Below are 25,454 nucleotides of genomic sequence, written 5' to 3' on the forward strand. Positions count from 1 at the left end.
TCTATAGGTTTAATCTTAGAACTTATAGTTTAATGATAGATTAAACAAGGTGCCCAATTGACTAAAATGGTATCCATCATAAGTCATTTGAGAATAACGCTGATTGAACGTAATTAAATTTGACTGGTTTTTAATGGCAGCCGCATCATTAATAAGAGCTGTTCCAGCAGCATTCTCTGCAACAAAGCTCCACTCTGGCAACACGTTAAGCAAGTTGTTCACATTTAAGGAAAGGGTTAGCTTATCCGTTGCATTAAAATTAACGCCTAAATCAGTAACAATTTTTGGAGTGAACTCTGTTCTTAAGTCAGTGCTCATGCCTTGTTGCTTAAAAGTAGTTTTTCCAAAATAAGTATTGTTCAGTGAGAACCCAAACTTGTTTATGTCATAATTTGCTCCCAAAATCCATTTGGTTTTTGGCCTAGATGTAAAGAAAAGGGCCTCCTGTGTATCATTTACAACTGACTGGCCTGCTTGGGCAACCAAATCTGGATTTTTTACAGCTCCATCTCGCTCGTTTTGAATTGTATAGTTACCAGATAAGTTAAAACCAAGGTTACCTTCACCTAATTCAATGTTTTTATATCCAAGAACTACATCAATACCAGATGTTTTAGTGTCTATTGCATTTGAAAAGAAACTTACATCGCTCAGGTTATTATTGGCCAGAAGAATATCCAGTGGATTATTTACATCTCCACTAGGCCCTATTTCTGTTCCCAAAACTATACGATCTTTTACCGCAATATTATAGTAATCCAAAGTATAGCTGAAATTATCATCTATTTTTCCACCAATCCCTACGGTAAAGTTATTGGAGGTCTCAGCATCCAATTGAGGGATACCCAATAATTTTGCTTGAGTGGATACATTATTAATTAATCCACCCACCTGTATTCCCTGTCCAGGAACAAAACTATACTGTGCTTTTTGTGTATAAATTTGATGTAGGGTTGGGGCTCTAAAACCTGAAGAAATAGACCCTCTTAAGGTAACAGCATCGCTTACTTTATAACGAGAACTAAACTTGTATACAAATGCATTACCAAAATCAGAATAGTTTTCGGTTCTAATAGTACCGCTCAATAAAAACTCGTCGGACACATCATAATCCAAACTAAAATATCCACCAATATTGTATCTATTAAATTTCCCAGAGTTTTGGGGAGAAGCCCCTGCAAATGAATCTGCACCACCCCCATCATAAGAAGCTAATTCACCTTCTATGACTTCAAAGGTTTCTGTTCTAAACTCTGCACCAATACCAATGCTAATTTTATCAGAAAGTATTCTTGAAATATCGATGTTACCCACATTATGTGAAAATTTAGTTCCACCTGGATCAAATGATTGCTGACTATTTTCTCTATACAATTGAGAGCCTTCTGTTACTTCTCCGTCATCTATAACACCATTTGTATTGGCATCTACCCATGTGGATGGGGAATACACTACGTTTCGGTTATGGGAGTCGTTTACTTTGTATGTTTGCAGGTTTCCTCCTGTTGTGAAACTTGCATCAATATTCCAATCATTTATAGTTGATTTGAACCCAACCGTACCATTGTAATCACTTAACAAGCCTTCAAAAGTAGGAACATACCCATCATAAGAACCATTGGGTCCATTAGGGAAAAAATCCGCTAAATAAGGAAAATCAGCCTCAGTTCTCCAATATGGGGTTCTGTAATTTGCATAACTGTTAACCGCTTTATAAACGTAGGCTGCATTTGCATACAATGAGGTATTATCGCTTAAATCATGTCCAAAGTTTACCGAGAACTTGGCGGCAGCAGTTTCCGGGGAACCATTAATATTTCCAGCATCGGGCTTTCTTGATAAAAATTCTTGCACATCTGCAATATCAGCACCAAAATCTCCAGCTTCACCAGCTGCATCTACTGTACCTGGTCTGTTTGCCAAATTTACTTTGGACAAATCAACAGTATAGTTTACAAAGCCCTTGTCTTCTCCAATACTGGTACCATTGTTTATACTAATACCAAACATTTCACCATCGCCTTCTGAGGTAATACCCGTCCTAAGTGTTGCGGAGCCTTCGGAAGGACTGTCTTTTAAAATAATGTTCATTACCCCTGCAATGGCATCAGAACCGTATTGGGCAGATGCCCCATCCCTAAGTATTTCAACTCTTTTAATGGCATCTGTTGGGATAGCAGAAATATCTGCTCCCGTTTCTCCACGTCCGGGAGAGGTTTGAGTATATAATAAAGCACTTAAATTCTTCCTTTTTCCATTAATAAGAATTAATGTTCTACTGGGTCCCATATTTCTAATTTCGTAGGGGTCCAATAGAGAAGTGGCATCATTAACAGGTGTTTGTACTGTATTAAATGAAGGTATTCTATATTGTAGGGCCTTGTCAAAAGTAGTCTGACCTGTAGCCGTTAATTCCTTTGCAGGCAACACATCCACCGGTAATGGAGTATCGGCATTACTACGTGGCGCAGTACGCGATCCCACTACAATAAATTCCTCCAATTGAACGCCTTCGGCCAGTGTGGCATTAATTGTGGAACGGCCACCAACTACTTGCTCGCTAGAACTATAACCTATATAACTAAAAACCAAGGTAGCATTATCCCCTACATCTATAGTATAGTTACCGTCAAAATCCGTTGTTGTTCCATTGGAAGTTCCTTTTTCCACAATGTTGACACCAACAAGTGGAACCCCACTATCATCTTTAACAGTACCACTTACCGAGTTCTGGGCGAACATTGGGGAGACACTGAATAGTACAAGAAATAAAATAAGATAAGTTTTTTTCATAATGTGTAATTTTTGAGTTAAAAAAATCAATGATAGGTAATTATTTCAACAATTCCTTAAAGATTTAGTAAAACTTACACAATTTTATTGTTAATTTCCTATAGATTTACAACCATTTATACTACAATTTATATCATAATTTTACTGTTAAATTAACTGTAAATAACACCTCAATAGTCATTCTATAAATAATATTATCATCTTAATACACTACAAAATATCTACTTGGTTTATATTTGCACGTTCAAAATATTAAAACATGAAAGCTGGTATTGTAGGATTGCCAAATGTGGGGAAATCCACTCTTTTTAATTGCCTTTCCAATGCTAAGGCGCAAAGTGCAAATTTTCCGTTTTGTACGATAGAACCTAATATTGGAGTGGTAAATGTACCAGATGCCAGATTGGAAAAACTGGAAGAGCTGGTAGCCCCAGAAAGGGTAGTGCCCGCAACTGTTGAAATAGTGGATATAGCTGGTTTAGTAAAGGGAGCCAGTAAGGGGGAAGGTCTTGGAAATCAGTTTCTCGGAAATATTCGTGAAACAGATGCCATTTTACATGTACTACGTTGTTTTGACAATGATAATATTGTTCATGTGGATGGCTCTGTAGACCCAATTAGGGATAAAGAGACCATAGACATGGAATTACAGCTTAAGGACTTAGAAACGGTCGAAAAAAAGTTGGATAAAGTAAAACGTGCCGCTAAAACTGGGAATAAAGAAGCCCAAAAAGAGGAAGCAGTTCTTTTAAAATTGAAAGACGGACTTGAAGCTGGTGTTTCTGTGCGTGCTATTGAGATTGAAAAAGAAGATAGATTGGAGTATGTTAAGCCCCTACAGTTTATAACAGACAAGCCTGTTATGTATGTATGTAATGTAGATGAAGGTGCTGCGGTGGATGGTAATGAATATGTTGAAAAAGTAAAAGCAACTGTAGCCAATGAAAATGCGGAGGTCGTAGTTTTAGCAGTGGGTACAGAAGCAGATATTACTGAATTGGAAACCTATGACGAAAGACAAATGTTTTTGGAAGATTTGGGCCTGTCTGAGCCTGGATCTGCCAAGTTGATACGTGGCGCCTACAAGTTATTGAATTTAGAAACTTATTTTACAGCTGGAGTTAAGGAGGTTCGTGCTTGGACCATTCCTGTTGGGGCCACAGCTCCCCAAGCTGCGGGGGTAATCCATACAGATTTTGAAAAAGGATTTATTAGAGCAGAAGTCATTGCCTATGATGATTACGTAATTTATGGTACCGAGGCCAAAGTAAAGGAAGCTGGTAAAATGCGGGTGGAAGGAAAGGACTATGTAGTTAAGGATGGTGATGTTATGCATTTTAGGTTTAATGTGTAATCTCTCTATATAGCCTTAGTTTTATCGAAAACATTTTGTTGACCTTCTAGGTTAATCTATTTTAGCTGATGAACATCCAAACCAGCTCAAATGAGAAATGTCCTTTTTGCAACAATTATCCTTCTTCTATTTTATGGCTGCTCTACCTCAGATTCCCCAGAAGAAGTTGAGAAAATCACTGTCAACCTTCCTACTTTAACAACACTTGCTGTCACCGATATTGAAGAAACATCGGCAACTGTTGGCGGGAACATCTCCAACAACGGAGGGGCAAATGTTTCGGAAAGGGGTGTAGTATGGGCAACAACGCCTAATCCAACAGAAAATGATAATAAGCTATTGATTGGTACCGGAACAGGTAATTTCTCATCTACACTTTCTGACCTAGAGGAGAATACTGAATATTTTATAAAGGCATATGCTACTAACAGCAAGGGAACAACTTATGGTGAAGAGCAAAGTTTTACAACACTTCAGCCAGAACCTGTACAAAAGATCTATGAAGGAACAATTGACTTGAACAATCAAGATTTGGTGGAATCTTTTGGAGCAGAAGGATATACTGAAATCACTGGGGATTTAAGAATATTTGGAACAGTCACTGATTTATCCCCATTAAGTTCCATAGAACTCCTTGGAGGAGATTTAATTGTTTCAAATGCAAGCAATCTTGTATCTGTCAACGGATTGGAAAACTTGGTTTCAACTGGGAATGTAGTTCAGTTCATTAGTAATGATTTATTAACTGATATTTCGGCATTAGCTGATCTGAGTGTTACTACAGCAATTTTTTTTATTGGAAATGATGCCCTACAAACAATTTCAGGGTTTTCCCAAACAAAAAGTTTAAATTCCCTTCTTAGGATTGATAACAATGCTAGTCTTGAGACTATTTCAGGTTTTCACAATTTAGAAATGCTTGGAACCAATTTGCAAATCACAAACAATCCAGTGCTTACAGATTTAAGCGGATTTTCCAATTTAACGAGTCTTAGTGGTGGACAAGCGGAGCTATGGTTAAACAATAATGATTCTCTGACTGACATTACTCCCTTAAGTTCTCTTGAGATGGCTAACGGTATTGTTATAAGTGGAAATGCTATGCTAAAGGAGATTAATATATTTAATCTATTAAGCAGTTTGAAATTTGTTGAAATAACCAATAATAGAGAATTGACTTCAATTCAAGGATTTGATTCTTTAACCAATTTAGATTGGCAAATACAAATCGATTCTAATATTCTCTTGACATCAATCACTGCTTTTAGTAATTTGACCTCCGTGGGTGAAAGGTTTCAAATCAGGAATAATTCTGTTTTGGATGATTTTTGTATTTTCAATAATTTAATTATCAATGGCTTTTCTGAGTCTTTTATAGTTTCCTCTAATTTATACAATCCGACTTTACAAGATATGATTGATGGGAATTGTAAATTATAGTATGTTTTAGATTTAATGTTTAAACCTTTATTGAACATCGTAATTTAACTTCAATTGAAATAACCCTTACGTATTTCGCTACTACTTTAGTGGTATGATTAAGAATTCATCCGTCTCATTAGGAGTGATTTTTGCCATTCTTGGTGTGGTCTTGTTTTCTGCCAAGGCCATTATGGTGAAATTAGCCTATAGATATGGTATAGACACGGTAACATTACTTTTTTTTAGAATGATGTTTGCCCTTCCCTTTTATATTGCTATTGCTTTTTGGAAAAAACCACTGTACCCAAAGGAAATAAAGACCAAGGATTATCTCTGGATTGCTTTTTTTGGTTTTGTAGGGTATTACTTGGCCAGTTTGTTCGATTTTGAAGGCTTACAGTTTATAAAAGCAGGATTGGAACGTATTATTTTGTTCATCTATCCAACATTGGTAGTCCTTTTATCATGGTTATTTTTTAAAAAGAAAATTACCAAGATACAGGCCACTGCTATATGTATTACGTATTTTGGCGTCCTAGCGGTCTTCTGGAACGAAATTGGATTAACAGGAGATGCTGTTCTTTGGGGTGGTTTTTTAATTTTCCTTAGCGCTCTTACTTATGCTTTGTACCTAGTAGGTAGTGGATGGTTAATACCAAAGTTTGGGTCAGTTAGTTTTACGGCCTATGCCATGATTGCATCTACAATTTATGTAGCGATAAATTACTTTTTGAGTGCGGATTGCTCTATTTTGTTCACATACCCCACAGAAGTATATCTTTTGGGACTGGCCATGGCCATCTTTTCGACTTTAATACCCTCTTTTTTGGTGTCGGAAGCAATAGGTAGGTTAGGTGCTTCAACCTTTTCAATCTTTGGTAGTTTGGGTCCCATTTCCACAATTATCCTGGCTTATTTTTTCTTAGATGAGACAATTACCAGTGTGCAAGTTATAGGAATGCTCATTGTAATTTTGGGCGTTGCCTTGGTCACAAGGGTAAAACAGTCCCAAAAATAGCCTATCAACAAAAAATAGTCTTTGATTGTTAATTACTTTAAGGGTTAGGGGTTTTATCTTTTTATTACACTTCCTATATTAGCAGACCTACATAGCAAAACTATTTAATGGCAGAAAACACACAATATACCGAAGACAATATACGCTCGTTGGACTGGAAAGAGCATATACGCATGCGTCCTGGAATGTATATTGGAAAGTTGGGGGATGGTTCTTCGGCGGATGACGGTATCTATATTCTCTTAAAAGAGGTCATTGATAACTGTATAGATGAGTTTGTTATGGGTGCGGGTAAGACCATTGACATAAGCATCAAGGATAATGTTGTACATGTTAGGGATTATGGGCGTGGTATTCCTTTGGGAAAAGTAGTGGATGTTGTTTCAAAAATGAACACGGGTGGAAAGTATGATTCCCGTGCCTTTAAAAAATCGGTTGGTTTAAATGGAGTAGGGACAAAGGCCGTAAATGCACTTTCTACATTTTTTAAGGTTGAATCCAGTAGAGAGAACCAGATAAAGACTGCTGAATTTCATCAAGGTAACTTGGTAGTGGAAGAAGGTCCCATGGAATCCACTAAAAGAAAAGGAACTAAAGTTTCTTTTACTCCAGATGAAATAATCTTTAAAAAATACAAGTATAGAAATGAGTATGTAGAACGCATGCTTAAAAACTATGTGTACCTAAACCCTGGGTTGACAATTGTTTTTAATGGTGAAAAATTTCACTCAGAAAATGGTCTAAGGGATTTGTTGGAAGACAACAATAATATAGAGGATATGCTTTATCCTATAATTCACTTACGTGGAGATGATATTGAGGTAGCCCTTACACATAGCAAAACCCAGTATAGTGAAGAGTATCATTCTTTTGTGAATGGGCAGCATACTACGCAGGGAGGGACCCATTTAACCGCTTTTAGAGAAGCACTGGTTAGGACCATCCGCGATTTCTATGGAAAAAATTATGACCCATCAGACATAAGAAAATCAATTATTTCTGCCATATCCATTAAGGTGATGGAACCTGTTTTTGAAAGTCAGACCAAAACAAAGTTGGGCTCTACGGACATGGGAGGGGATTTACCTACGGTAAGAACCTATATCAATGATTTTGTTGGAAAATATCTGGATAATTTTCTTCATAAAAACCCTGAAACTGCTGAAAAAATCCAGCGTAAAATTGTCCAAGCGGAAAAAGAGCGCAAAGAATTATCAGGTATTAGAAAACTGGCAAGGGATAGGGCAAAAAAGGCCAGCTTGCACAATAAAAAGTTACGGGATTGTAGGGTACATCTTGGGGATTTAAAAAAGGACAGACGTTTGGAGAGTACCTTGTTTATTACAGAGGGAGATTCGGCATCGGGTTCTATTACCAAATCTAGGGATGTAAACACACAGGCAGTTTTTAGCCTTAGAGGAAAGCCTTTGAATTCTTATGGTATGTCCAAGAAGATTGTGTACGAGAATGAAGAGTTTAATCTGTTACAGGCAGCATTGAACATTGAAGAATCCATGGAGGATCTAAGGTATAACAATATTGTAATTGCCACGGATGCGGATGTAGATGGCATGCACATACGATTATTACTAATCACCTTTTTCTTACAATTTTTTCCAGAATTGATAAAGGAGAATCATTTGTATATTTTACAAACCCCCTTATTTAGGGTTCGTAATAAAAAGGAAACAATATATTGCTATAGTGATGAGGAACGGAGGGCAGCAATAGATAAATTGACGGGAAAACCTGAGATTACCCGATTTAAGGGGTTAGGAGAAATTTCTCCGGATGAATTTCAACATTTTATAGGGGATGATATTAGATTAGAGCCGGTGATGTTGGATAAGGCCATGTCCATTGAAGACCTCTTAGCATTTTATATGGGCAAGAATACGCCAGACCGCCAAAAGTTTATTATAAATAATCTTAAGGTGGAACTAGATTTAGTTGAAGAAAACCAATTGTAAACAAAATACCTGCATCTTTCTTTATGGAAGAAAATGAAGAGTTGAACGAAGCACATAATGATAATCAGATAGATTCTCAGGACACCCTTACAAAGGTAACTGGAATGTATAAAGATTGGTTTTTAGATTATGCTTCCTATGTTATTTTAGAAAGAGCTGTACCGGCCATTGAGGATGGCTTTAAACCAGTGCAAAGAAGAATAATGCACTCGCTTAAAGAGCTAGATGATGGTAGGTATAATAAAGTAGCCAATGTAGTTGGGCATACCATGCAATACCACCCCCATGGTGATGCCAGTATTGCCGATGCAATGGTCCAAATAGGCCAAAAAGATTTGTTAATAGATACCCAAGGAAACTGGGGAAATATATTAACGGGTGATAGGGCTGCAGCATCCAGATATATAGAAGCAAGGCTGTCTAAATTTGCTTTGGAAGTAATTTTTAGCCCAAAAATCACGGAATGGCAAATGTCCTATGATGGTAGGAAAAAGGAGCCCGTTAATCTCCCTGTGAAATTTCCACTTTTATTGGCCCAGGGAGCAGAAGGAATTGCCGTTGGTCTTTCTACCAAGATATTGCCGCATAATTTTAATGAACTTATTGATGCCTCTGTAAAACACTTAAAGGGACAGCGCTTTACCATATATCCAGATTTTCCAACTTCGGGAATTATTGATGTCAGTAATTATAATGATGGTCTCCGTGGGGGGAAAATAAGAGTGCGTGCCAAGATATCCCAAATGGATAAAAATACGTTGGTCATCAATGAAATTCCCTATGGTACCAATACATCCTCCCTTATAGATTCCATTCTTAAGGCAAATGACAAAGGAAAGATAAAAGTCAAGAAAATTGAGGACAATACAGCTGCCGAAGTAGAAATTTTGGTGCATATTCCTCCAGGCATATCTCCTGATAAAACAATTGACGCTCTATATGCCTTTACCGCCTGTGAGTCCTCCATATCTCCTTTGGGCTGTGTTATTGAAGATAACAAACCTTTGTTTATTGGAGTAACAGAAATGCTAAAGCGTTCTACGGACAATACGGTAGACCTTCTTAAAGCGGAGTTGGAAATTCAGCTTGGAGAATTAGAGGAACAATGGCATTTTGCATCTTTGGAGCGTATTTTTATAGAAAAGAGAATCTATCGTGATATTGAAGAAGAAGAAACTTGGGAAGGGGTTATCAGTGCAATAGATAAAGGTTTAAAACCCCACATAGAACATTTAAAAAGACCGGTTACGGAGGAGGATATTACTCGCTTAACGGAAATCAGAATAAAAAGAATTTCCAAATTTGATTTGGACAAAGCGCAGCAACATCTTGATAATCTGGAAGAAAGAATTGCAGAGACAAAACATCATTTGGCCAATTTGGTAGAGTTTGCTATCAATTATTTTAAAGAATTAAAGAAGAAATACGGAAAAGGAAGGGAGCGCAAGTCAGAGATTCGGATTTTTGATGATATAGAGGCAACAAAAGTGGTCATTAGAAATACAAAACTTTATGTAAATAGAGATGAAGGTTTTGTTGGAACATCATTGCGAAGGGATGAATATGTAACAGATTGCAGTGATATAGACGATATCATTGTCTTTACAAAGGAAGGCAAGATGATGGTTACCAAAGTGGATGCCAAGACATTTATTGGTAAGAACATTATCCATGTTGCCGTGTTTAAAAAGAAAGACAGCCGTACTGTATATAATATGGTCTATAAAGATGGTAGGGGAGGTCCCAGTTACATAAAAAGATTTACGGTTACCTCTGTTACAAGAGATAAATTATACGATTTAACTACTGGGAAAGCCAGCTCAGATATACTTTATTTCACCGCTAATCCCAATGGAGAAGCGGAAGTTATAACTGTTTTATTGCGACAGGCCGGCAGTATTAAAAAGTTAAAATGGGATTTGGATTTTTCTGATGTTCTCATAAAGGGCAGAGCCTCTAAGGGCAATATTGTCACTAAATACACTGTTAAACGAATTGAGTTCAAAGAACAAGGGGTATCAACCTTAAAACCACGTAAAATATGGTTCGATGATGTTGTTAGACGGTTAAATGTAGATGGTAGAGGAGAGCTTTTGGGTGAATTTAAAGGAGATGATCTGTTATTGATTGTTACCCAAAAAGGAGTGGTCAAGACCATTTTGCCCGATTTAACGACCCATTTTGATGAAGATATGATTGTTTTAGAAAAATGGAAGCCCAACAAACCACTTTCCGCTATCCACTATGATGGTGAAAAGGACAAATATTACGTAAAAAGATTCTTGGTTGAAAATGAGCAAAGAGAAGAACAGTTTATTTCTGATCATCCAAAATCATTTTTAGAACTTATTTCTACGGATTGGCGACCCGTTGCGGAAATAGAATTTGTAAAGCCAAGAGGAAAGGAAGCAAAACCAAATCAAACTGTGGATTTGGAAAATTTTATTTCTATAAAAGGAATAAAGGCATTGGGCAATCAATTAACAACAGACAAAGTGAGGAACATTAATGCATTGGAACCCTTGCCATATCAAGAGCCCAAAGAAAGTAGCCCAGAAGAAATGGAAGTGGTGGACGAAGAAGATGTAGAGCCTACAAAAAAAGATACCAAGGACAGTCAACAAAATGGGAGTTCCGATCAGCATACCTTATTTTAGTATAAACCTTGTCTATTTTAGTATTATTTATGGAAAAAGACCTTCTCTTTAGTAGTATCTTAGCAAAAATTAGATTTTAGATGGATTTTACCAACCCCCTGGTTTATGGAGTGCCTTGTTTTATAGCTTTTATTTTATTGGAGCTTACCTATAGTAAAACACATGGCGATGACGACTTATATAATTGGAAAGACTTGGCGGCAAGTGGATTTATGGGAATAGGTTCCGCTATTATTGCTCCGTTGATAAAAGTGATTTCTGCTATTGTGCTGTTTGAGTTTGTTTATGGAATATTTAATCCAGAAATCAATGGGGTAAGAACCAATATTATGGGGTACGAATCTTTTGGTTATGCTTGGTTTGTTTGGCTATTGTGTCAATTAGCGGATGATTTTACCTACTATTGGTTTCATAGGGCCAATCATGAAATAAGAATTCTGTGGGCAGCACATATTGTACACCATTCATCAGATAATTTTAATTTAGGTACAGCTGTGAGAAACGGGTGGTTTACCATCTTGTACAAACCTTTGTTTTATATGTGGATGCCAGCAATTGGTTTTCCTCCAGAAATGGTAGTGGTCTGTTTAGGAATAGAGGCCTTGTGGCAATTTCAATTGCACTCTGTTTATATTCCAAAAATGGGTTTTATCGAAAAATTTATGAACACCCACACCATGCACCAAGTGCACCATGCACAAAATGTGGAGTATTTGGATAAAAACCATGGTGGTTTCTTAAACATTTTTGACAAATTGTTTGGCACTTGGAAAGAATTGGATGATGATATTGATGTAAAATATGGTGTAATCCATGCACCTGAATCCTATAACCCTGTTGTAATATTAACCCATGAGTTCAAGGATATTTGGAACGACACCAAAAAATCCAAAAAACTTTCCCATAAGCTTATGTACATCTTTGGACCTCCTGGATGGAGCCATGATGGCAGTACCATGACGGTAAAGCAGCAGCAGCGTATGTTTAAGGAAGAAAAATCCAAAAACCCAGAAGTTGCTTTTAGTAGGCCTAATTAGAATTTAATGTTTTTCAGTTTATGCAGGCCAAGTTGAATTATAATCAGTGTGGAGCCAGTTTTTATTCTTTTAACTCCCTTATTTGCTGTCTGGCGTATTCCCTAGCTCTTTCATCTCCATATTTTGCCGTCTTTTCATAATACTCAATAGCTTTTTTCTTATCCCCTTTAAGTTTGTATCCTTGAGCAATATTTCCAAGTACTATAAAGTCTTTTGGATTAATTTTTTCAGCTCGTAGTAGAGGTTTAATTCCTTTGTCAAATTCTCCAGTTAACAAATATGTAATTGATAGGTTTGATAAACTCTCAATATGATTTGGGTAAAATTTCAAAACAGAACTAGCAATTTCTCGCATATTCTTAAGCAGGTTATCATTTCCCGTATCATATAATTGCAATTGATAGTTTTGAATATCTAAAAGAAATTCTTTTTCCCCTCCTGCATATTTTTCATTGTTTGTCCAGCTCCAACTATTTTGATTCTTAGACGAATGCTCAATTGTTTTAATTATTTCCGAAGTAAAACTTTTCCAGTCCGAAATTTGTCCAAAGACATATATTTTACCAAATCTCATATCAAGTCGATTAGGATATAGTATAATGCCTTCATCTATTTTGTCCAGTCCTTTTTTTAACTCACTTTGGTTATAATTAATTTGACTTCCAATGTAACCAGCCGTTTGGTTTGTGCTGTCTTTTAACATATAACTTTCTCCATTCGGAGGAGTGGTTGTTAAAGAGACTAATTCTTGTCTTGATTTGGTAAAATAATAATTAAAATAATTTGTAAAAAGTTCCGCATCTTTTGGGCTTTCGGATTGCCACTTTTTTAAAACCTTTAACTGGCCTAATGTATCGTTGGTTTCACAATATTGTTGAAATTCCGCTTGATAATCTTGACTAAGTACAATTTGTGATATTAAAACAAAAACTAAAGCTCCATATATTTTTATCATTCTTGCTTTATTAAATAGGCTCTAACGTAATTATATATAAGATACTATCTAGATTTACTTGTAACCTTCACCAAAATTTAATTAGGCATTGTCTTCTACCACATCATTTTTACGAATTCTCATATTAAAGAACTCTACCAGTAAAGAGAATGCTATGGCAAAGTATAAATATCCTTTTGGAATGGTGCCCACTTCATTTCCAAAAACAACCAAATGGGATATATGGGCTGCTTCTGCTATCAGCATAAAACCAATAAGAATTAGGAAAGAAAGTCCCAACACTTGTATAGAAGGGTGTTTGTTTACAAATTGCCCAACAGGATTGGCAAACAACATCATAATAATTACGGAAACTACTACAGCAATTACCATTAAGACCAAAGCATCATTGGGGTTGGGAGATATCCCATTGGTCATACCAATGGCAGTCAAAATGGAATCAAAAGAAAAAACAATGTTAATGACGGTTATTTGAACAATGGCATTCCTTAATGATGTGGACCTATGTTTTGTGACCTCCCGTTCGTCATGACCCTTATCCTCAATTTTTTCATGTATTTCTTTTGTGCTTTTGTACAATAGAAACAATCCCCCTAAAAACAATATTAAGGCTTGCCAGCTAATCCCACCATGTATCCACGATTTATCAAGTATCCAAAATGGTTTTTTCAAAGATGTCAGTAGCGAAATTCCAAATAATAAGAGTATTCTCATTACCATGGCCAATATCAAACCTATGTTGGTAGCTTTTTTCTGCTGGGCTTTTTCTAATTTGCCCGCAGCAATAGAGATAAAGATAATGTTATCTATACCCAAAACTATTTCCAAAAAAGTTAATGTCAATAGAGCTATCCAGGCATCTGGACTGGTGAAAATTTCGAACATGGTTAGTTAGTTTTAATGACTGTTCCTTTAGATTTTTTTGGGTCTCCCACAATGTTGTACTCAAAAATATAAGAATTTTTGGTTGTGGACAATATTTTCATGTGTATTGATTTTTCCTCAGCCATGTACTTTGGATTCAGTTTCTTTACAATGTATTCACAATCATTGATCCACCTTACAGAGGATGTATCTGCCTTGCCATTAAAATAATCAATTTCAATTTCATTGGTTCTCACAAAAGTCGTGGTTTGTTCCTCTCCATTGATTTCTGATGTAAATGTAAAAGTGCCCGTTTTAAAATCTTTACATTCCCTTTGGGGTTCGTAACATGAGGCTAATAGTAAGAGAATAAAAAGTAAGCTTGTTCTTATAACTGTCATGTAACAAAATAAGGCAATAACTTTTAAATTATACATCTTATGGCATTATAAAATATTTAGCAGTTATTTTTGTCTTTAAACAAAGGCTGTAAATATGTTGGATTATAATGCCATAAAAGAAGAATCGGTTACTGGGCGGTATATTACGCACCACAAGATTGCCCCTTTCTTAGATAACTTATCTTCAAATTTCATTGTAAAACAAATTGGAGAGTCGGTTAAAAACAATCCCATTTATTCTATTGAGTATGGTAATGGAGATATTAACATCTTAATGTGGTCCCAAATGCACGGCAATGAATCCACTACTACCCGTGCTCTTTTGGATTTTCTAAACTTCTTGGATACAGATCATGAAATCGCACTAACCATAAAGGCCAGTTGTAGTTTGACCATTGTTCCTATTTTAAATCCTGATGGGGCAGAGGCATATACTCGCGTAAATGCAAATTTGGTAGACTTAAATAGGGATGCACAAAACCTTACCCAACCAGAAAGTCTTGTATTAAGGAACCTATATAATGAAATTCAACCTCATTTTTGCTATAATTTGCATGGACAACGTACCATTTTTAATGTTGGTAAATCCCCCAAACCCGCTACAATTTCTTTTCTAACACCTTCCCAAGATGAAGAACGAAGTATTACCCCGAGTAGGATAAGAAGCATGCAGATAATAGCCACTATGAACAATGCTTTACAGAAGCATATTCCTCATCAAGTGGGTAGATATGATGATTCTTTTAATGCAAATTGTGTGGGTGATACCTTCCAAATGTTGAATACCCCCACTATTTTATTTGAAGCTGGGCATTACCACAATGACTATGGGCGAGAATTTACCAGAGAGTACATATTTTATGCTTTGGTATCTGGAACACATGCTATTGGCCTAAAAAATTATGACGGCTATTCCGATAAAGATTACTTTGAAATTCCTGAAAATGGAAAACTGTTTTTTGATGTATTAATAGCAAACCCGCATTTAATTGACGTTAAATTTGAAGGTAACGCCAGAATTGGAATATTGTATAAAGAAGTTTTAAAAGACAATACAGTATGTTTTGAACCATATATTGCCGAAATGGGAGAATTAGCCAATTATTATGGGCATAGCGTTTATGATTGTTCCAAAGAAACTGATCTTAAGGAACTAAAAAAGGAATCCGTATTGATGCAGATTTTGAAATAATTCGTTTTATTCAACCTATTCCTCGTTCTATTGCACTTTTTGTAAAAAAAAACAAGATTTGTTGAATTTAATTTTTCAATGTGTTATTTTCGCTTAAAATATCATTAAAATATGAGCAAAGTAAAACTAGACGAAATTGACCACCAAATTCTGGACATGTTAATTGACAATACCAGAACACCATTTACTGATATAGCTAAAAAATTATTGATATCTGCTGGAACCGTACATGTCAGGGTAAAAAAGATGGAAGAAGCAGATATTATAAAAGGTTCCTCATTAACATTGGATTATATTAAATTGGGATATGCTTTTATTGCTTACGTTGGTATATACTTGGAAAAAACACATCAGACCAAATTTGTACTGGAAAGATTAAATCAAATACCATATGTTACCGTTGCGCATATAACAACAGGTAAGTTTAATATCTTTTGTAAAATTAGGGCAAGGGATACAACACATGCAAAGAACATTATTTTCAAAATTGACGACATTGATGGCATAAGTAGAACGGAGACCATGATTTCTTTGGAAGAAAGCATTAATGACAAAAAGCGTTTGATGCACACAATATTTAATGAACTATAGCATATTATTTTAAAATAAATTCAATTAAATCCTATGCCTTTCTGTGTATAGGATTTTTTTATTCGTACTATGAAACTATCAGAATTACAACCCTATGAATTCGAAGCTTTTTATGGCACATATTTAGGCACATTAAATAAAGAGTCTGATTTACTTGATGAATTTAATAAGGGGAAGGATGATTTAATTCAATTTATGGATACGTTGCCCGCAGACAAATTTTTGCATAATTATGATGTAGGGAAATGGACCATTGCAGAAGTACTCCTTCATATTATTGATACAGAGCGTATATTTCTTTATAGGGCATTGCGTTTTGGAAGGGGAGATACAACACCATTAGCAGGGTTTGAGCAAGATGATTATGTTCTTGGGTCCAACGCTAATGAAAGGAGTATAGAGGATTTAAAAGATGAATATACCGCTGTTCGGGATTCTAGTATTGCCCTGTTTAAGCATTTTACAGAAGAGCAATTACGATTTTCTGGAACAGCTAGTAACCTTACATGGAGTGTAGCAGGTCTAGGCTTCGCCATCTCGGGCCACCAAAAGCACCATCTTACAATACTAAACGAAAGATATTTATAACTTTTTAATCCATTTCCTCATCCAGTTCCCGTTCTAGGTTAATTTCAAGAACAGAATCATCGGATAAAGAGCTTTCAGTTTCCTCAGTGGTTGGTTTTACCTCTAATTCTTTTTCAATTGCATCATCAAAGTTCGCAATGAAGTTAGAAAGGCTTTTACTTATTTTAACAAGATAAAGAACATCTTTAGTTTTTAATTCAACAGCCTCTACTATTTCGCCTTTAGAATTTTTAAAAGCAATAATGTCATCATCACCATATCCATGTGGATAGGTGTCTATCAATAAAGCCCCAATCTCATGGTTTAGCTTTTTGTAATCAATTAATACTCGCATCATAATTTAGTTGGTTTTGTTAATCCTTTCTAAACTATAAATTATTTCTCTTTAGTAGCGTAAAGAGTTGTAAAACAAGTATTTTAGTATATGTAGAACTTATTCTTGATAGTATTCAAATGATTCTTTGAACAATTCATGGGGAACTTGAACATCAATTGCAGTTTCTCCTATGGCTGTAAGCAATACAAAATTGATGTTTCCATGGCTATTTTTCTTATCGAACTTCAATAGTTCAAGAATACTTTTAATGTCTTCGGATGAGAAGTCAACTTTCTTGTATCTGGATGAGAACTCCTTTTTTATATCAACCAATTCTTTCTCACTAAGGTTGGTAAGTTTGTAAGATAAAAAAGCTTCCAATATCATTCCAATTGCAATAGCTTCTCCGTGTAACAATAGTTCATGCTCATCACTTTCCAGAAAATAAGATTCTATGGCATGGCCCAGTGTGTGTCCATAATTCAATATTTTTCTCAAGCTCTGCTCCGTTGGGTCTTGGAGTACAACCTCGTTTTTCATTACTACAGATTCATAAATTAATGCATCCAAATCGGTATAGGACGTAACATTTTTTAACTGTTCCCAATACTCCATACTCTTTAATAATCCGTGTTTCAACATTTCTGCAAAACCACTTTGTAATTGTCTTTCTTCCAAAGTTTCCAAGAAGTTAGAAACCACTAACACCATTATGGGCTGGTTAATGACTCCTACTTGATTTTTTAAAGGGCCAAGGTCCACTCCTGTCTTTCCACCTACGGATGCGTCTACCATGGACAATAGGGTAGTGGGCACATTAATGAAATCTATTCCTCTTTTAAAGGTAGATGCCACAAACCCCCCAAGATCGGTAATTACCCCACCTCCTAGATTTATCATTAGGCTTTTTCTATCGGCATCCAGTTCGGACAGGACTTCCCATACTTGGGAGCAGGTTTCAATGTTTTTATGAATTTCACCAGCTTCAATCTCTATGATTTCAAACTCACATGCAACCGAAATGTTGGACATAAATTTTGGGAGACAGTACTCATGGGTGTTTTCGTCAACTAAAATGAAAACTTTGGAATAATTTGCATTTTCCAAATGCTCATTAAGCATAGAATAAGCTACTGCATTAAAATGAACGGCATAGGAGGAAGAGGTAATAGAATCCATTTTCTAAAGATTAAGCCTACAAAATAAAGGTTATTTTTATTGATAAGAATACTATTTCTGTAATTATATTTGATTCCTAACAATTTTAAATAAATGCGAGAAATTTTTGAAAATACAAAAACAGCTTTTGCCCTAAAGACCGATTCTGAATTGGAACGTGCATATTTTTTATTTAAAATGATAGCCAATGAACCCTTGGTGAAAATTGGAACTATTGCCACTAATTTTGCAATAAAGGCCCATCTACCTGTTGAGGGATTAATACGAGCTACAGTTTTTGATCATTTCTGTGGTGGGGTAAATGAGGAAGATTGTTTGCCTCTTATAGATAAAGTGTATGAAAAAGGAGTGTGCTCGGTCCTGGATTATTCTGTTGAGGGAAAGGAAGAAGAAGCCCAATTTGATTTAGCATTAAACAAAATCCTGCATATTCTAAATTTTGTTAAGGAGAAAGATGCCATACCTTTTGCTGTTTTTAAGCCCACGGGTTTTGGAAGATTTAAACTTTTTGAAAAAGTAAGCGCAAATAAGGAACTTACCAGTATAGAAGAGGATGAATGGCAAAGAGTTGTCCATAGGTTTGATGTAGTATGTAAAAAGGCCTATGACATGGATGTGTGCCTTTTGGTAGACGGAGAAGAGAGTTGGATGCAGGATGCGGCAGACCAATTGATTGAAATAATGATGCAGAAATACAACAAAAAAAAGGCAATTGTTTTTAACACCTTGCAGATGTACAGATGGGATAGAATGGACTATTTAGAGAGTTTACGGGAAAAGGCCGTTAAAAACAATTTTAAAATAGGCATGAAAGTAGTACGTGGGGCCTATATGGAAAAGGAAAAGAAAAGGGCAGAAGAAATGAAATACCCCAACCCTATTTGTGCAACCAAAAAGGCTACAGATGATAATTTTAATAATGTAATTTCATATATAGTGGAACATTTGGATGTTATTTCAATTTTTGCCGGTACACATAATGAAGAGAGTTCATACAAATTAATGGAACTAATGGAATCCAAAAGCATTGACAACAATGATGAAAGGGTGTGGTTTGGACAGTTATTTGGTATGAGCGACCATATCTCTTTTAATCTGGCAAGCAAGGGATACAATGTTGCTAAATATTTGCCTTTTGGGCCTGTAAAGGATGTAATGCCCTATTTAATTAGAAGGGCCGAAGAAAATACATCCGTAGCTGGCCAGACTAACAGGGAATTGGAATTATTAAAAAAGGAGCGTTTAAGAAGGAAGATTTAGTTTAGTTATATTCCAAGCTCTTCACCAACAATTTAGCCGTACAATTGTCAACCTTTAAGAAAGCATCTTTCCCATTAACTTCTCCCTCTATTAAATAGCTTTTGCAGGGATTGGTTTTTGTGTTGCTTTTCCCAAAGTCAATATCCCCATTGGTGAAGAAGTTGGCTATTTCCAAGGAATCCAATTTCTTTTCTTGGAGCATTTTATTAATTTCATCTGAGTAGAACAACGGTTTGGAACGCATATCCTTTAATACCCTACAATTAGGAAAATAACAGAACTCAACTCCAGTTTCTTCAGATTTTTTCTTTAAGAAAAGTGTTAAGAAAACAATTCCTATAGATAGTCCCACGAGGTAAAATCCAATTCTTTTTAACAATGCCATTTTTAAAAAATAAGAAAGTTGATATCACTATAAGAAAGGTCAAACCATTCTCCTACAGATTTATTGGTAAGAATGCCGTGATACATATATAAACCGTTTCTTAGACCTTTATCAAAGCGTAAGGAATTTTCCAGTCCACCATCTTCCCCAATTTTCAACAAATAGGGTGTAAAAATATTACTGATGGAAATAGAAGACGTTTTAGGGTATCTAGATGGAATATTAGGAACTCCATAATGGACAACGCCCGATTTAATAATTGTGGGTTTTGCATGGGTTGTAACTTCACTGGTTTCAAAACAACCTCCCATATCAATACTCACATCAATAACAACGGCACCTTTTTTCATATGTTCCACCATGGTACTGGATACCACGACAGGCGATCGGTCTTTTCCTCGTGTTGCACCAATGGCAACATCACAACGTTTTAATGCTTTTAGTAAATTTTTAGGTTGAATAGTGGAAGTATAAACCGTCTGCTTTAAATTAGTTTGTATGTTTCGCAATTTGGTGATGGAATTGTCAAAGACTTTAACGTTGGCTCCCAGACCAATTGCCGAACGTGCTGCAAATTCCCCTACAGTTCCAGCGCCAATAATGACCACTTCAACAGGAGGAACTCCACTGATATTTCCAAACATTAGGCCATTTCCATTATTAGTAGTGGCCATAATTTCTGAGGCAATCAAAACAGAAGAAATACCGGCAATTTCACTTAAGGAACGTACGGCAGGATATTTACCCTCCTCATCCCTAATGTATTCAAAAGCAATGGCCGTAATCCTTTTTTTTGCCAATTCCTCAAAATATCCTTTGGACTGCGTTTTAATTTGTAATGCAGAAATCACAGTAGTCTGTGGGTTGATCAATTGAATTTCCGAAAGGGTAGGAGGCTCAACCTTTAAAAGTAGGGGGCAAGAAAAAACTTTTTTTCTATCCTTAGTTATTTCGGCACCCGCATTGGTATAATCAATATCCGTGTAATCTGCACCTTCACCAGCACCAGATTCTATCAACACTCTATGCCCATGTGCCGTAATGGCATTAATGGCATCTGGGGTTAGACAGATTCTTTTTTCCTGGTATTGGTTTTCCTTTGGAATACCAATAAATAGTTCTCCTTTTTGTTTTAAAACTTCTAGGGTTTCCTCTTGTGGGAGTAATTGTTGCTTGCTAAACGGTGAAGTGGGTTGATTCATATACGTAATCTATGACTTCTATAAATTAACAGAAATCAATATAGTCAAAATTACGATTTTTTTAATCATCTAAGCCTTCTTCTCTTAAACGCTCTCTTTCTTTAAGTTCTTTGAGTTCTGCATCCATGGCATCCAAATCTATACCATGAACATATTTATCATAAAGTTTTACCCTAATAAAGTAAACAAAGGGTATAATTACCATACATACCGGCAATAACCACAAAACATTTTCTGTATCAACAAATAAATCCTCCGAGTATACTACCTCAAAGATTTGAAAAGCATACATTGTAATAGGAATCAAAATAATGTGATACCACCAATGTTTACATGTGAAAAACCAAATTATGAACAAATAAAAAGGAACTAATTTACCTAACAAAAACCATACATAAGTACTAAGATCCAAAAAACCATTACGGTCTAAGGTAAACCATAAAATTTTCAAAGTAGCATTGGGATCCTCAGAAACATATTCATGCATCTTGAAAACAAAAGGGGAAATAATAATAAAGAATACTATAAATGAATCTATGATTATTTTCTTCCTTGCTCTACTACCTTGATCAGTAATTCTTCGTTTCATACTCACATTGAAATTCATTTCAACTAGAGAAACGAAAAAAAGGGCAATTTATTGATTGCCCTTTCAAAATATTTTATAAGAAACTAAAGTTGATTAGTTATTTTTGTTACTTTTTCTCACTTTACTTTTGTCAACACCTTGCTCATAGGTATTATCATCTGCAGTATTAGGAGTACAAGAAACTGCTGTTAAAGAAAGAACTGCGCATGTCATTAATCCAAATAAAATTCTTTTCGTGTTCATCATCATGAGGGTTTTTAGTTTAAAGATTTGATTCATTTTCATTACAAATATAGTTAAAAAACTTTTTTCTATTTGCATTTCACCTGTAAAAATAAACACTTTAACGTAAAAAAAAAGCATTTAATCGATTTTTTTACATTTCATCGAAAAATATACAATAAAACCAACGGTATTACGATGAATCTTTAATTTGAATTTAATCTAAAATAGTTAGTTTTCGGGTATTGGGACTTAGAATTTCTATGTAAACCTCTGTTTTATCGTTTGGGAGTAAGGATTTTACCATCTCTGGCCACTCAATCAATATCCAAGCATCAGCACTTAAATAATCTTCCAAACCTAAATCAAGGGCTTCCGTTTCATTATTTAATCTATAAAAATCAAAATGATAGGCCAATAAATCACCTGTCTTACCATTATACTCATTTACAATTCCATAAGTGGGGCTATTGGGATTGTCCATACTTCCCAATTCTTTTATGAATTCTTTTATCAAAGTGGTTTTGCCGGCCCCCATTTCACCATAAAAGCATATGGTTTTGGACTTAGCCTTTATGATTATTTGTTTTACAACTTCTTGTAGCTGGCCCTCTGTGTAAGTAATCTGCATTTAAATTATCTTGGATCTAAAACTATAAAGGGAATAATCATTTCTTCTAACGATACACCCCCATGCTGGTACGTATTTCTATAATAACCCACATAATGGTTGTAATTATTTGGGTAGGCAAAGAATAGGTCGTTCTTGGCAAAAATATAGGAACTACTCATATTAATGCTTGGCAAATGTATTTCTTTTGGATTTTTGGAAGCTAAAACATCTTTGTCATTATAACTTAAGCTACGTCCCGTTTTATAACGTAGATTAAGGCTGGTTTCTTTATCACCCACTACTTTGGAAGGCTGCTTTACATTAATAGTGCCATGATCTGTTGTGATAATTAATTTTAGTCCCATAGCCTGCGCTTGCTGAATAATTTCCAATAAAGGAGAGTTCTTAAACCAACTAAGCGTTAAGGACCTGTAGGCCTTATCATTGGACGCCAACTCTTTTATGACCTCCATTTCGGTTCTGGAATGCGAGAGCATATCCACAAAATTGTAAACAATTACTGTTAAATCGTTGTCTTTTTGTGACTTAAAATTCTGTGATAGGTTTTTACCTTGTTTAAGACTGCTTATTTTATGGTACTCCCATTTAAAATCCAGTCCAAGGCGTTTGATCTGTTCTCCCAAAAACTTGTCTTCAAAAAGATTTTTACCCCCTTCATCCGTATCATTTTTCCACCATTCTGGATACTTTTTTTCCATGTCAAGGGGAGTCAATCCAGAAAAAATGGCATTCCTGGCGTATTGGGTTGCTGTGGGCAAAATACTATAGTAGGGTTTTTCCTTACTCTTTTTATAATATGCATTTAAGCCTTCTTCAAAAGCAAACCATTGGTCATATCTTAAATTATCTATGACCACCAATAATGTTTTATTGTTCTTTATTTCTGGATAAATCCATTCCTTGAAAAGTGTGTGGGACATTACGGGGCCATCGTCAGAATTAAACCAATCCCTATAATTGTTGTCCACAAATTTTCCAAAATGATTATTGGCCTCTACTTTTTGCGATTCCAATATTTCGAACATACTGGAGTCCTCTATTTCTTCCAGTTGTAATTCCCAATAAATAAGTTTTTTATAGAGTTCTGCCCATTCTTCGTAGGTATTTACCATAGATAAATCCATAGCAATTTTCCTAAATTCCTGCTGATAATTGGAAGTGGTTTTCTCTGACACCAATCTGGAATTATCCAGGTTCTTTTTAAGGGACAACAATATTTGGTTTGGGTTTACCGGCTTAATAAGGTAGTCGGCTATTTTGGAGCCAATGGCCTCTTCCATAATATATTCTTCCTCACTTTTTGTAATCATTACAACTGGGAGCGTGGTATCTATAGTTTTAATTTCAGTAAGGGTTTCAAGCCCAGATATTCCAGGCATATTTTCATCCAAAAAAACAATATCAAATCTATTCTGAGCTATTTCTTCCAAGGCCTCCTGTCCACTTTTACACGTAGTCACTTGGTAATTTTTTCCTTCCAAAAAAAGGATGTGGGGCTTCATGTATTCTATTTCATCATCTACCCAAAGTATTGTGATCTTGCTCATATAGTACTTATATTTGTTCTGTAAAAGAAACCTGTTTTGATAGAATCAAACAAACTTAAATTTTTCAACGATCCAATTTACGGATTTATTAGAATACCCAACGCTTTAGTTTACAGCCTTATTGAAGAACCTTATTTTCAACGTCTTCGTAGAATTTCGCAAATGGGAATGTCCTATTTGGTCTATCCAGGTGCTCATCACACACGTTTTCACCATGCATTGGGAAGTATGCACCTCATGGAAAAAGCGGTGCAAGTACTTCGTTTGAAGGATGTTGAAATTACAACCGAGGAAGAAGATGGGTTGTTGGTTGCCATTCTTTTGCACGATATTGGCCATGGACCCTTTTCCCATGCCATGGAACATAGCATAGTTTCTGGAATTGCACATGAGGAAATTTCTCTCCATTTTATGGAAAAACTTAATATGAAGTTTAACGGAAGTTTAACCCTTGCTCTAGAGATATTCAAAGGAATCTATCCAAAAAAGTTTCTAAATCAGTTAGTCTCCAGTCAACTGGACATGGATAGATTGGATTATTTAAAGCGAGATAGCTTCTATACTGGGGTTGCCGAAGGCAATATTAATTCAGAACGTCTAATTACCATGCTAAATGTTCATAATGGGGAACTGGTTGTAGAAGAAAAAGGAATTTATTCGGTGGAAAAATTCTTAATGGCACGCCGTTTTATGTATTGGCAAGTTTATTTGCACAAAACTTCATTGGTAGCCGAGCAGCTGTTGTCAAAAATTTTTGATAGGGTTAAGGAATTAATGGAAAAAGAAAATACCATTCAATGTAGTGAGGCTTTATACTACTTTTTAAACAACAAGATATCCCAGCAAAATTTTGATGACAACGTACTTCAAAAATTTGCGCAATTGGATGATGTGGATATTCTAAGCGCTATTAAATCATGGCAAAGCCATCCCGATTTTGTGCTTTCTAAGTTGTGTAGAATGCTAATTGACCGGAAATTATTGGAAATAAAATTAAAAAATAAGCCTCTAAATAGACCTAAGTTCGATGAACGTTTTAAAACCATAAAAAAGCGACATAATTTAAGTGATGAAGATACCTCCTACTTTGTGTTTAAGGGAGAAATAAAAAACAGGGCCTATGACCAAGAGAAACAGAACATAAATATTTTAAAGCCCAATAAAAAATTAATAGATGTTGCCAAGGCATCCGACCACTTAAACTTAAAAGCCTTATCAAATACAGTTACAAAATATTATATGTGCTATCCCAAAGAATCTGTTTGACAATTTTTCTTA

General features: G+C 35.5%; 23 protein-coding genes. 11 read left to right on the forward strand and 12 right to left on the reverse strand.

Annotated elements, in window-relative coordinates; translation table 11 throughout:
* Window positions 1-15: 15 nt before the first annotated feature.
* Window positions 16-2,793 carry a TonB-dependent receptor gene (locus tag GGR42_RS01040; protein WP_167959971.1) on the reverse strand — a complete coding sequence of 926 codons (2,778 nt, stop codon included), beginning with the start codon at window positions 2,791-2,793 and terminating at the stop codon, window positions 16-18.
* Window positions 2,794-3,052: 259 nt separating this feature from the next.
* Between GGR42_RS01040 and ychF the strand changes: the two genes are divergently transcribed.
* The 6 genes from ychF (at window position 3,053) to GGR42_RS01070 (ending at window position 12,251) form a co-directional block, all read left to right on the forward strand.
* On the forward strand, window positions 3,053-4,147 hold the full coding sequence (gene ychF / locus GGR42_RS01045; protein ID WP_167959973.1) for a redox-regulated ATPase YchF: 1,095 nt from the start codon (window positions 3,053-3,055) through the stop codon (window positions 4,145-4,147).
* Window positions 4,148-4,237: 90 nt separating this feature from the next.
* A complete protein-coding gene (locus tag GGR42_RS01050) occupies window positions 4,238-5,587 on the forward strand; it encodes a hypothetical protein (protein WP_167959975.1) in 1,350 nt (449 codons plus the stop codon).
* 94 nt (window positions 5,588-5,681) lie between these two features.
* Window positions 5,682-6,587, forward strand: a complete 906-nt coding sequence (locus GGR42_RS01055; protein WP_167959977.1) for a DMT family transporter — start codon at window positions 5,682-5,684, stop codon at window positions 6,585-6,587.
* A gap of 107 nt (window positions 6,588-6,694) precedes the next feature.
* Window positions 6,695-8,557, forward strand: a complete 1,863-nt coding sequence (locus GGR42_RS01060) for a DNA topoisomerase IV subunit B (protein ID WP_167959979.1) — start codon at window positions 6,695-6,697, stop codon at window positions 8,555-8,557.
* Between the two features lie 23 nt (window positions 8,558-8,580).
* The gene (locus GGR42_RS01065; protein ID WP_167959981.1) at window positions 8,581-11,214 is read left to right on the forward strand and encodes a DNA gyrase/topoisomerase IV subunit A; all 2,634 of its coding nucleotides are present in this window, start codon (window positions 8,581-8,583) and stop codon (window positions 11,212-11,214) included.
* A gap of 80 nt (window positions 11,215-11,294) precedes the next feature.
* The gene (locus GGR42_RS01070; RefSeq protein ID WP_167959983.1) at window positions 11,295-12,251 is read left to right on the forward strand and encodes a sterol desaturase family protein; all 957 of its coding nucleotides are present in this window, start codon (window positions 11,295-11,297) and stop codon (window positions 12,249-12,251) included.
* A gap of 61 nt (window positions 12,252-12,312) precedes the next feature.
* Here GGR42_RS01070 and GGR42_RS01075 read toward each other — a convergent pair whose 3' ends face one another.
* The 3 genes from GGR42_RS01075 to GGR42_RS01085 form a co-directional block, all read right to left on the reverse strand.
* On the reverse strand, window positions 12,313-13,206 hold the full coding sequence (locus GGR42_RS01075; RefSeq protein ID WP_167959985.1) for a tetratricopeptide repeat protein: 894 nt from the start codon (window positions 13,204-13,206) through the stop codon (window positions 12,313-12,315).
* Between the two features lie 81 nt (window positions 13,207-13,287).
* A complete protein-coding gene (locus GGR42_RS01080; RefSeq protein ID WP_167959987.1) occupies window positions 13,288-14,091 on the reverse strand; it encodes a TerC family protein in 804 nt (267 codons plus the stop codon).
* Window positions 14,092-14,093: 2 nt separating this feature from the next.
* On the reverse strand, window positions 14,094-14,471 hold the full coding sequence (locus GGR42_RS01085) for a DNA topoisomerase IV (protein ID WP_167959989.1): 378 nt from the start codon (window positions 14,469-14,471) through the stop codon (window positions 14,094-14,096).
* Window positions 14,472-14,565: 94 nt separating this feature from the next.
* On the opposite strand from GGR42_RS01085, the gene GGR42_RS01090 reads away from it, so the two are divergent.
* The 3 genes from GGR42_RS01090 to GGR42_RS01100 all read left to right on the forward strand — a co-directional run bounded on the left by GGR42_RS01090 (window position 14,566) and on the right by GGR42_RS01100 (window position 16,842).
* Window positions 14,566-15,663, forward strand: a complete 1,098-nt coding sequence (locus tag GGR42_RS01090; RefSeq protein WP_167959991.1) for a M14 family metallopeptidase — start codon at window positions 14,566-14,568, stop codon at window positions 15,661-15,663.
* 111 nt (window positions 15,664-15,774) lie between these two features.
* Entirely contained in the window at window positions 15,775-16,254 is a 480-nt protein-coding gene (locus GGR42_RS01095) for an Lrp/AsnC family transcriptional regulator (RefSeq protein WP_167959993.1), read from the forward strand.
* Between the two features lie 69 nt (window positions 16,255-16,323).
* On the forward strand, window positions 16,324-16,842 hold the full coding sequence (locus tag GGR42_RS01100; RefSeq protein WP_167959995.1) for a DinB family protein: 519 nt from the start codon (window positions 16,324-16,326) through the stop codon (window positions 16,840-16,842).
* Between the two features lie 4 nt (window positions 16,843-16,846).
* Here the strand turns inward: GGR42_RS01100 and GGR42_RS01105 are convergent, their stop codons facing one another.
* Together GGR42_RS01105 and aroB are read right to left on the reverse strand one after the other, a co-directional pair.
* Window positions 16,847-17,179, reverse strand: coding sequence for a hypothetical protein (locus tag GGR42_RS01105; protein WP_167959997.1), 333 nt, complete (start codon window positions 17,177-17,179; stop codon window positions 16,847-16,849).
* Window positions 17,180-17,275: 96 nt separating this feature from the next.
* A complete protein-coding gene (gene aroB, locus GGR42_RS01110; RefSeq protein WP_167959999.1) occupies window positions 17,276-18,337 on the reverse strand; it encodes a 3-dehydroquinate synthase in 1,062 nt (353 codons plus the stop codon).
* Window positions 18,338-18,430: 93 nt separating this feature from the next.
* Between aroB and GGR42_RS01115 the strand changes: the two genes are divergently transcribed.
* Complete coding sequence (locus GGR42_RS01115; RefSeq protein ID WP_167960001.1) at window positions 18,431-19,597, forward strand: proline dehydrogenase family protein; 1,167 nt, start codon at window positions 18,431-18,433, stop codon at window positions 19,595-19,597.
* Window position 19,598: 1 nt separating this feature from the next.
* Here GGR42_RS01115 and GGR42_RS01120 read toward each other — a convergent pair whose 3' ends face one another.
* From GGR42_RS01120 to porX, 6 genes are all read right to left on the reverse strand, one after another.
* On the reverse strand, window positions 19,599-19,982 hold the full coding sequence (locus GGR42_RS01120) for a DUF4258 domain-containing protein (protein ID WP_167960003.1): 384 nt from the start codon (window positions 19,980-19,982) through the stop codon (window positions 19,599-19,601).
* A 2-nt stretch (window positions 19,983-19,984) separates the two neighbouring features.
* Window positions 19,985-21,184 carry an alanine dehydrogenase gene (locus tag GGR42_RS01125; RefSeq protein WP_167960005.1) on the reverse strand — a complete coding sequence of 400 codons (1,200 nt, stop codon included), beginning with the start codon at window positions 21,182-21,184 and terminating at the stop codon, window positions 19,985-19,987.
* Window positions 21,185-21,245: 61 nt separating this feature from the next.
* Entirely contained in the window at window positions 21,246-21,773 is a 528-nt protein-coding gene (locus GGR42_RS01130; RefSeq protein WP_167960007.1) for a hypothetical protein, read from the reverse strand.
* 93 nt (window positions 21,774-21,866) lie between these two features.
* Window positions 21,867-22,022 (reverse strand): hypothetical protein, encoded by a 156-nt coding sequence (locus GGR42_RS01135; RefSeq protein WP_167960009.1) that lies wholly within the window; start codon window positions 22,020-22,022, stop codon window positions 21,867-21,869.
* A 190-nt stretch (window positions 22,023-22,212) separates the two neighbouring features.
* Window positions 22,213-22,626, reverse strand: a complete 414-nt coding sequence (gene tsaE / locus GGR42_RS01140; RefSeq protein ID WP_167960011.1) for a tRNA (adenosine(37)-N6)-threonylcarbamoyltransferase complex ATPase subunit type 1 TsaE — start codon at window positions 22,624-22,626, stop codon at window positions 22,213-22,215.
* A gap of 5 nt (window positions 22,627-22,631) precedes the next feature.
* Window positions 22,632-24,176, reverse strand: coding sequence for a T9SS response regulator signal transducer PorX (gene porX / locus GGR42_RS01145; protein ID WP_167960013.1), 1,545 nt, complete (start codon window positions 24,174-24,176; stop codon window positions 22,632-22,634).
* A 36-nt stretch (window positions 24,177-24,212) separates the two neighbouring features.
* On the opposite strand from porX, the gene GGR42_RS01150 reads away from it, so the two are divergent.
* Window positions 24,213-25,442, forward strand: coding sequence for an HD domain-containing protein (locus GGR42_RS01150; protein ID WP_167960015.1), 1,230 nt, complete (start codon window positions 24,213-24,215; stop codon window positions 25,440-25,442).
* The last annotated feature ends 12 nt before the right edge of the window (window positions 25,443-25,454 follow it).

The sequence above is a fragment of the Saonia flava genome, from assembly GCF_011927795.1.
Classification (GTDB): Bacteria; Bacteroidota; Bacteroidia; order Flavobacteriales; family Flavobacteriaceae; genus Saonia; species Saonia flava.

What these genes read in the sequence shown, in the direction of transcription:
- GGR42_RS01040 (WP_167959971.1), bottom strand. Translation starts at nt 2,793, where the DNA reads ATGAAAAAAACTTATCTTATTTTATTTCTTGTACTATTCAGTGTCTCC.
- ychF (WP_167959973.1), top strand. Translation starts at nt 3,053, where the DNA reads ATGAAAGCTGGTATTGTAGGATTGCCAAATGTGGGGAAATCCACTCTT.
- GGR42_RS01050 (WP_167959975.1), top strand. Translation starts at nt 4,238, where the DNA reads ATGAGAAATGTCCTTTTTGCAACAATTATCCTTCTTCTATTTTATGGC.
- GGR42_RS01055 (WP_167959977.1), top strand. Translation starts at nt 5,682, where the DNA reads ATGATTAAGAATTCATCCGTCTCATTAGGAGTGATTTTTGCCATTCTT.
- GGR42_RS01060 (WP_167959979.1), top strand. Translation starts at nt 6,695, where the DNA reads ATGGCAGAAAACACACAATATACCGAAGACAATATACGCTCGTTGGAC.
- GGR42_RS01065 (WP_167959981.1), top strand. Translation starts at nt 8,581, where the DNA reads ATGGAAGAAAATGAAGAGTTGAACGAAGCACATAATGATAATCAGATA.
- GGR42_RS01070 (WP_167959983.1), top strand. Translation starts at nt 11,295, where the DNA reads ATGGATTTTACCAACCCCCTGGTTTATGGAGTGCCTTGTTTTATAGCT.
- GGR42_RS01075 (WP_167959985.1), bottom strand. Translation starts at nt 13,206, where the DNA reads ATGATAAAAATATATGGAGCTTTAGTTTTTGTTTTAATATCACAAATT.
- GGR42_RS01080 (WP_167959987.1), bottom strand. Translation starts at nt 14,091, where the DNA reads ATGTTCGAAATTTTCACCAGTCCAGATGCCTGGATAGCTCTATTGACA.
- GGR42_RS01085 (WP_167959989.1), bottom strand. Translation starts at nt 14,471, where the DNA reads ATGACAGTTATAAGAACAAGCTTACTTTTTATTCTCTTACTATTAGCC.
- GGR42_RS01090 (WP_167959991.1), top strand. Translation starts at nt 14,566, where the DNA reads ATGTTGGATTATAATGCCATAAAAGAAGAATCGGTTACTGGGCGGTAT.
- GGR42_RS01095 (WP_167959993.1), top strand. Translation starts at nt 15,775, where the DNA reads ATGAGCAAAGTAAAACTAGACGAAATTGACCACCAAATTCTGGACATG.
- GGR42_RS01100 (WP_167959995.1), top strand. Translation starts at nt 16,324, where the DNA reads ATGAAACTATCAGAATTACAACCCTATGAATTCGAAGCTTTTTATGGC.
- GGR42_RS01105 (WP_167959997.1), bottom strand. Translation starts at nt 17,179, where the DNA reads ATGATGCGAGTATTAATTGATTACAAAAAGCTAAACCATGAGATTGGG.
- aroB (WP_167959999.1), bottom strand. Translation starts at nt 18,337, where the DNA reads ATGGATTCTATTACCTCTTCCTCCTATGCCGTTCATTTTAATGCAGTA.
- GGR42_RS01115 (WP_167960001.1), top strand. Translation starts at nt 18,431, where the DNA reads ATGCGAGAAATTTTTGAAAATACAAAAACAGCTTTTGCCCTAAAGACC.
- GGR42_RS01120 (WP_167960003.1), bottom strand. Translation starts at nt 19,982, where the DNA reads ATGGCATTGTTAAAAAGAATTGGATTTTACCTCGTGGGACTATCTATA.
- GGR42_RS01125 (WP_167960005.1), bottom strand. Translation starts at nt 21,184, where the DNA reads ATGAATCAACCCACTTCACCGTTTAGCAAGCAACAATTACTCCCACAA.
- GGR42_RS01130 (WP_167960007.1), bottom strand. Translation starts at nt 21,773, where the DNA reads ATGAAACGAAGAATTACTGATCAAGGTAGTAGAGCAAGGAAGAAAATA.
- GGR42_RS01135 (WP_167960009.1), bottom strand. Translation starts at nt 22,022, where the DNA reads ATGATGATGAACACGAAAAGAATTTTATTTGGATTAATGACATGCGCA.
- tsaE (WP_167960011.1), bottom strand. Translation starts at nt 22,626, where the DNA reads ATGCAGATTACTTACACAGAGGGCCAGCTACAAGAAGTTGTAAAACAA.
- porX (WP_167960013.1), bottom strand. Translation starts at nt 24,176, where the DNA reads ATGAGCAAGATCACAATACTTTGGGTAGATGATGAAATAGAATACATG.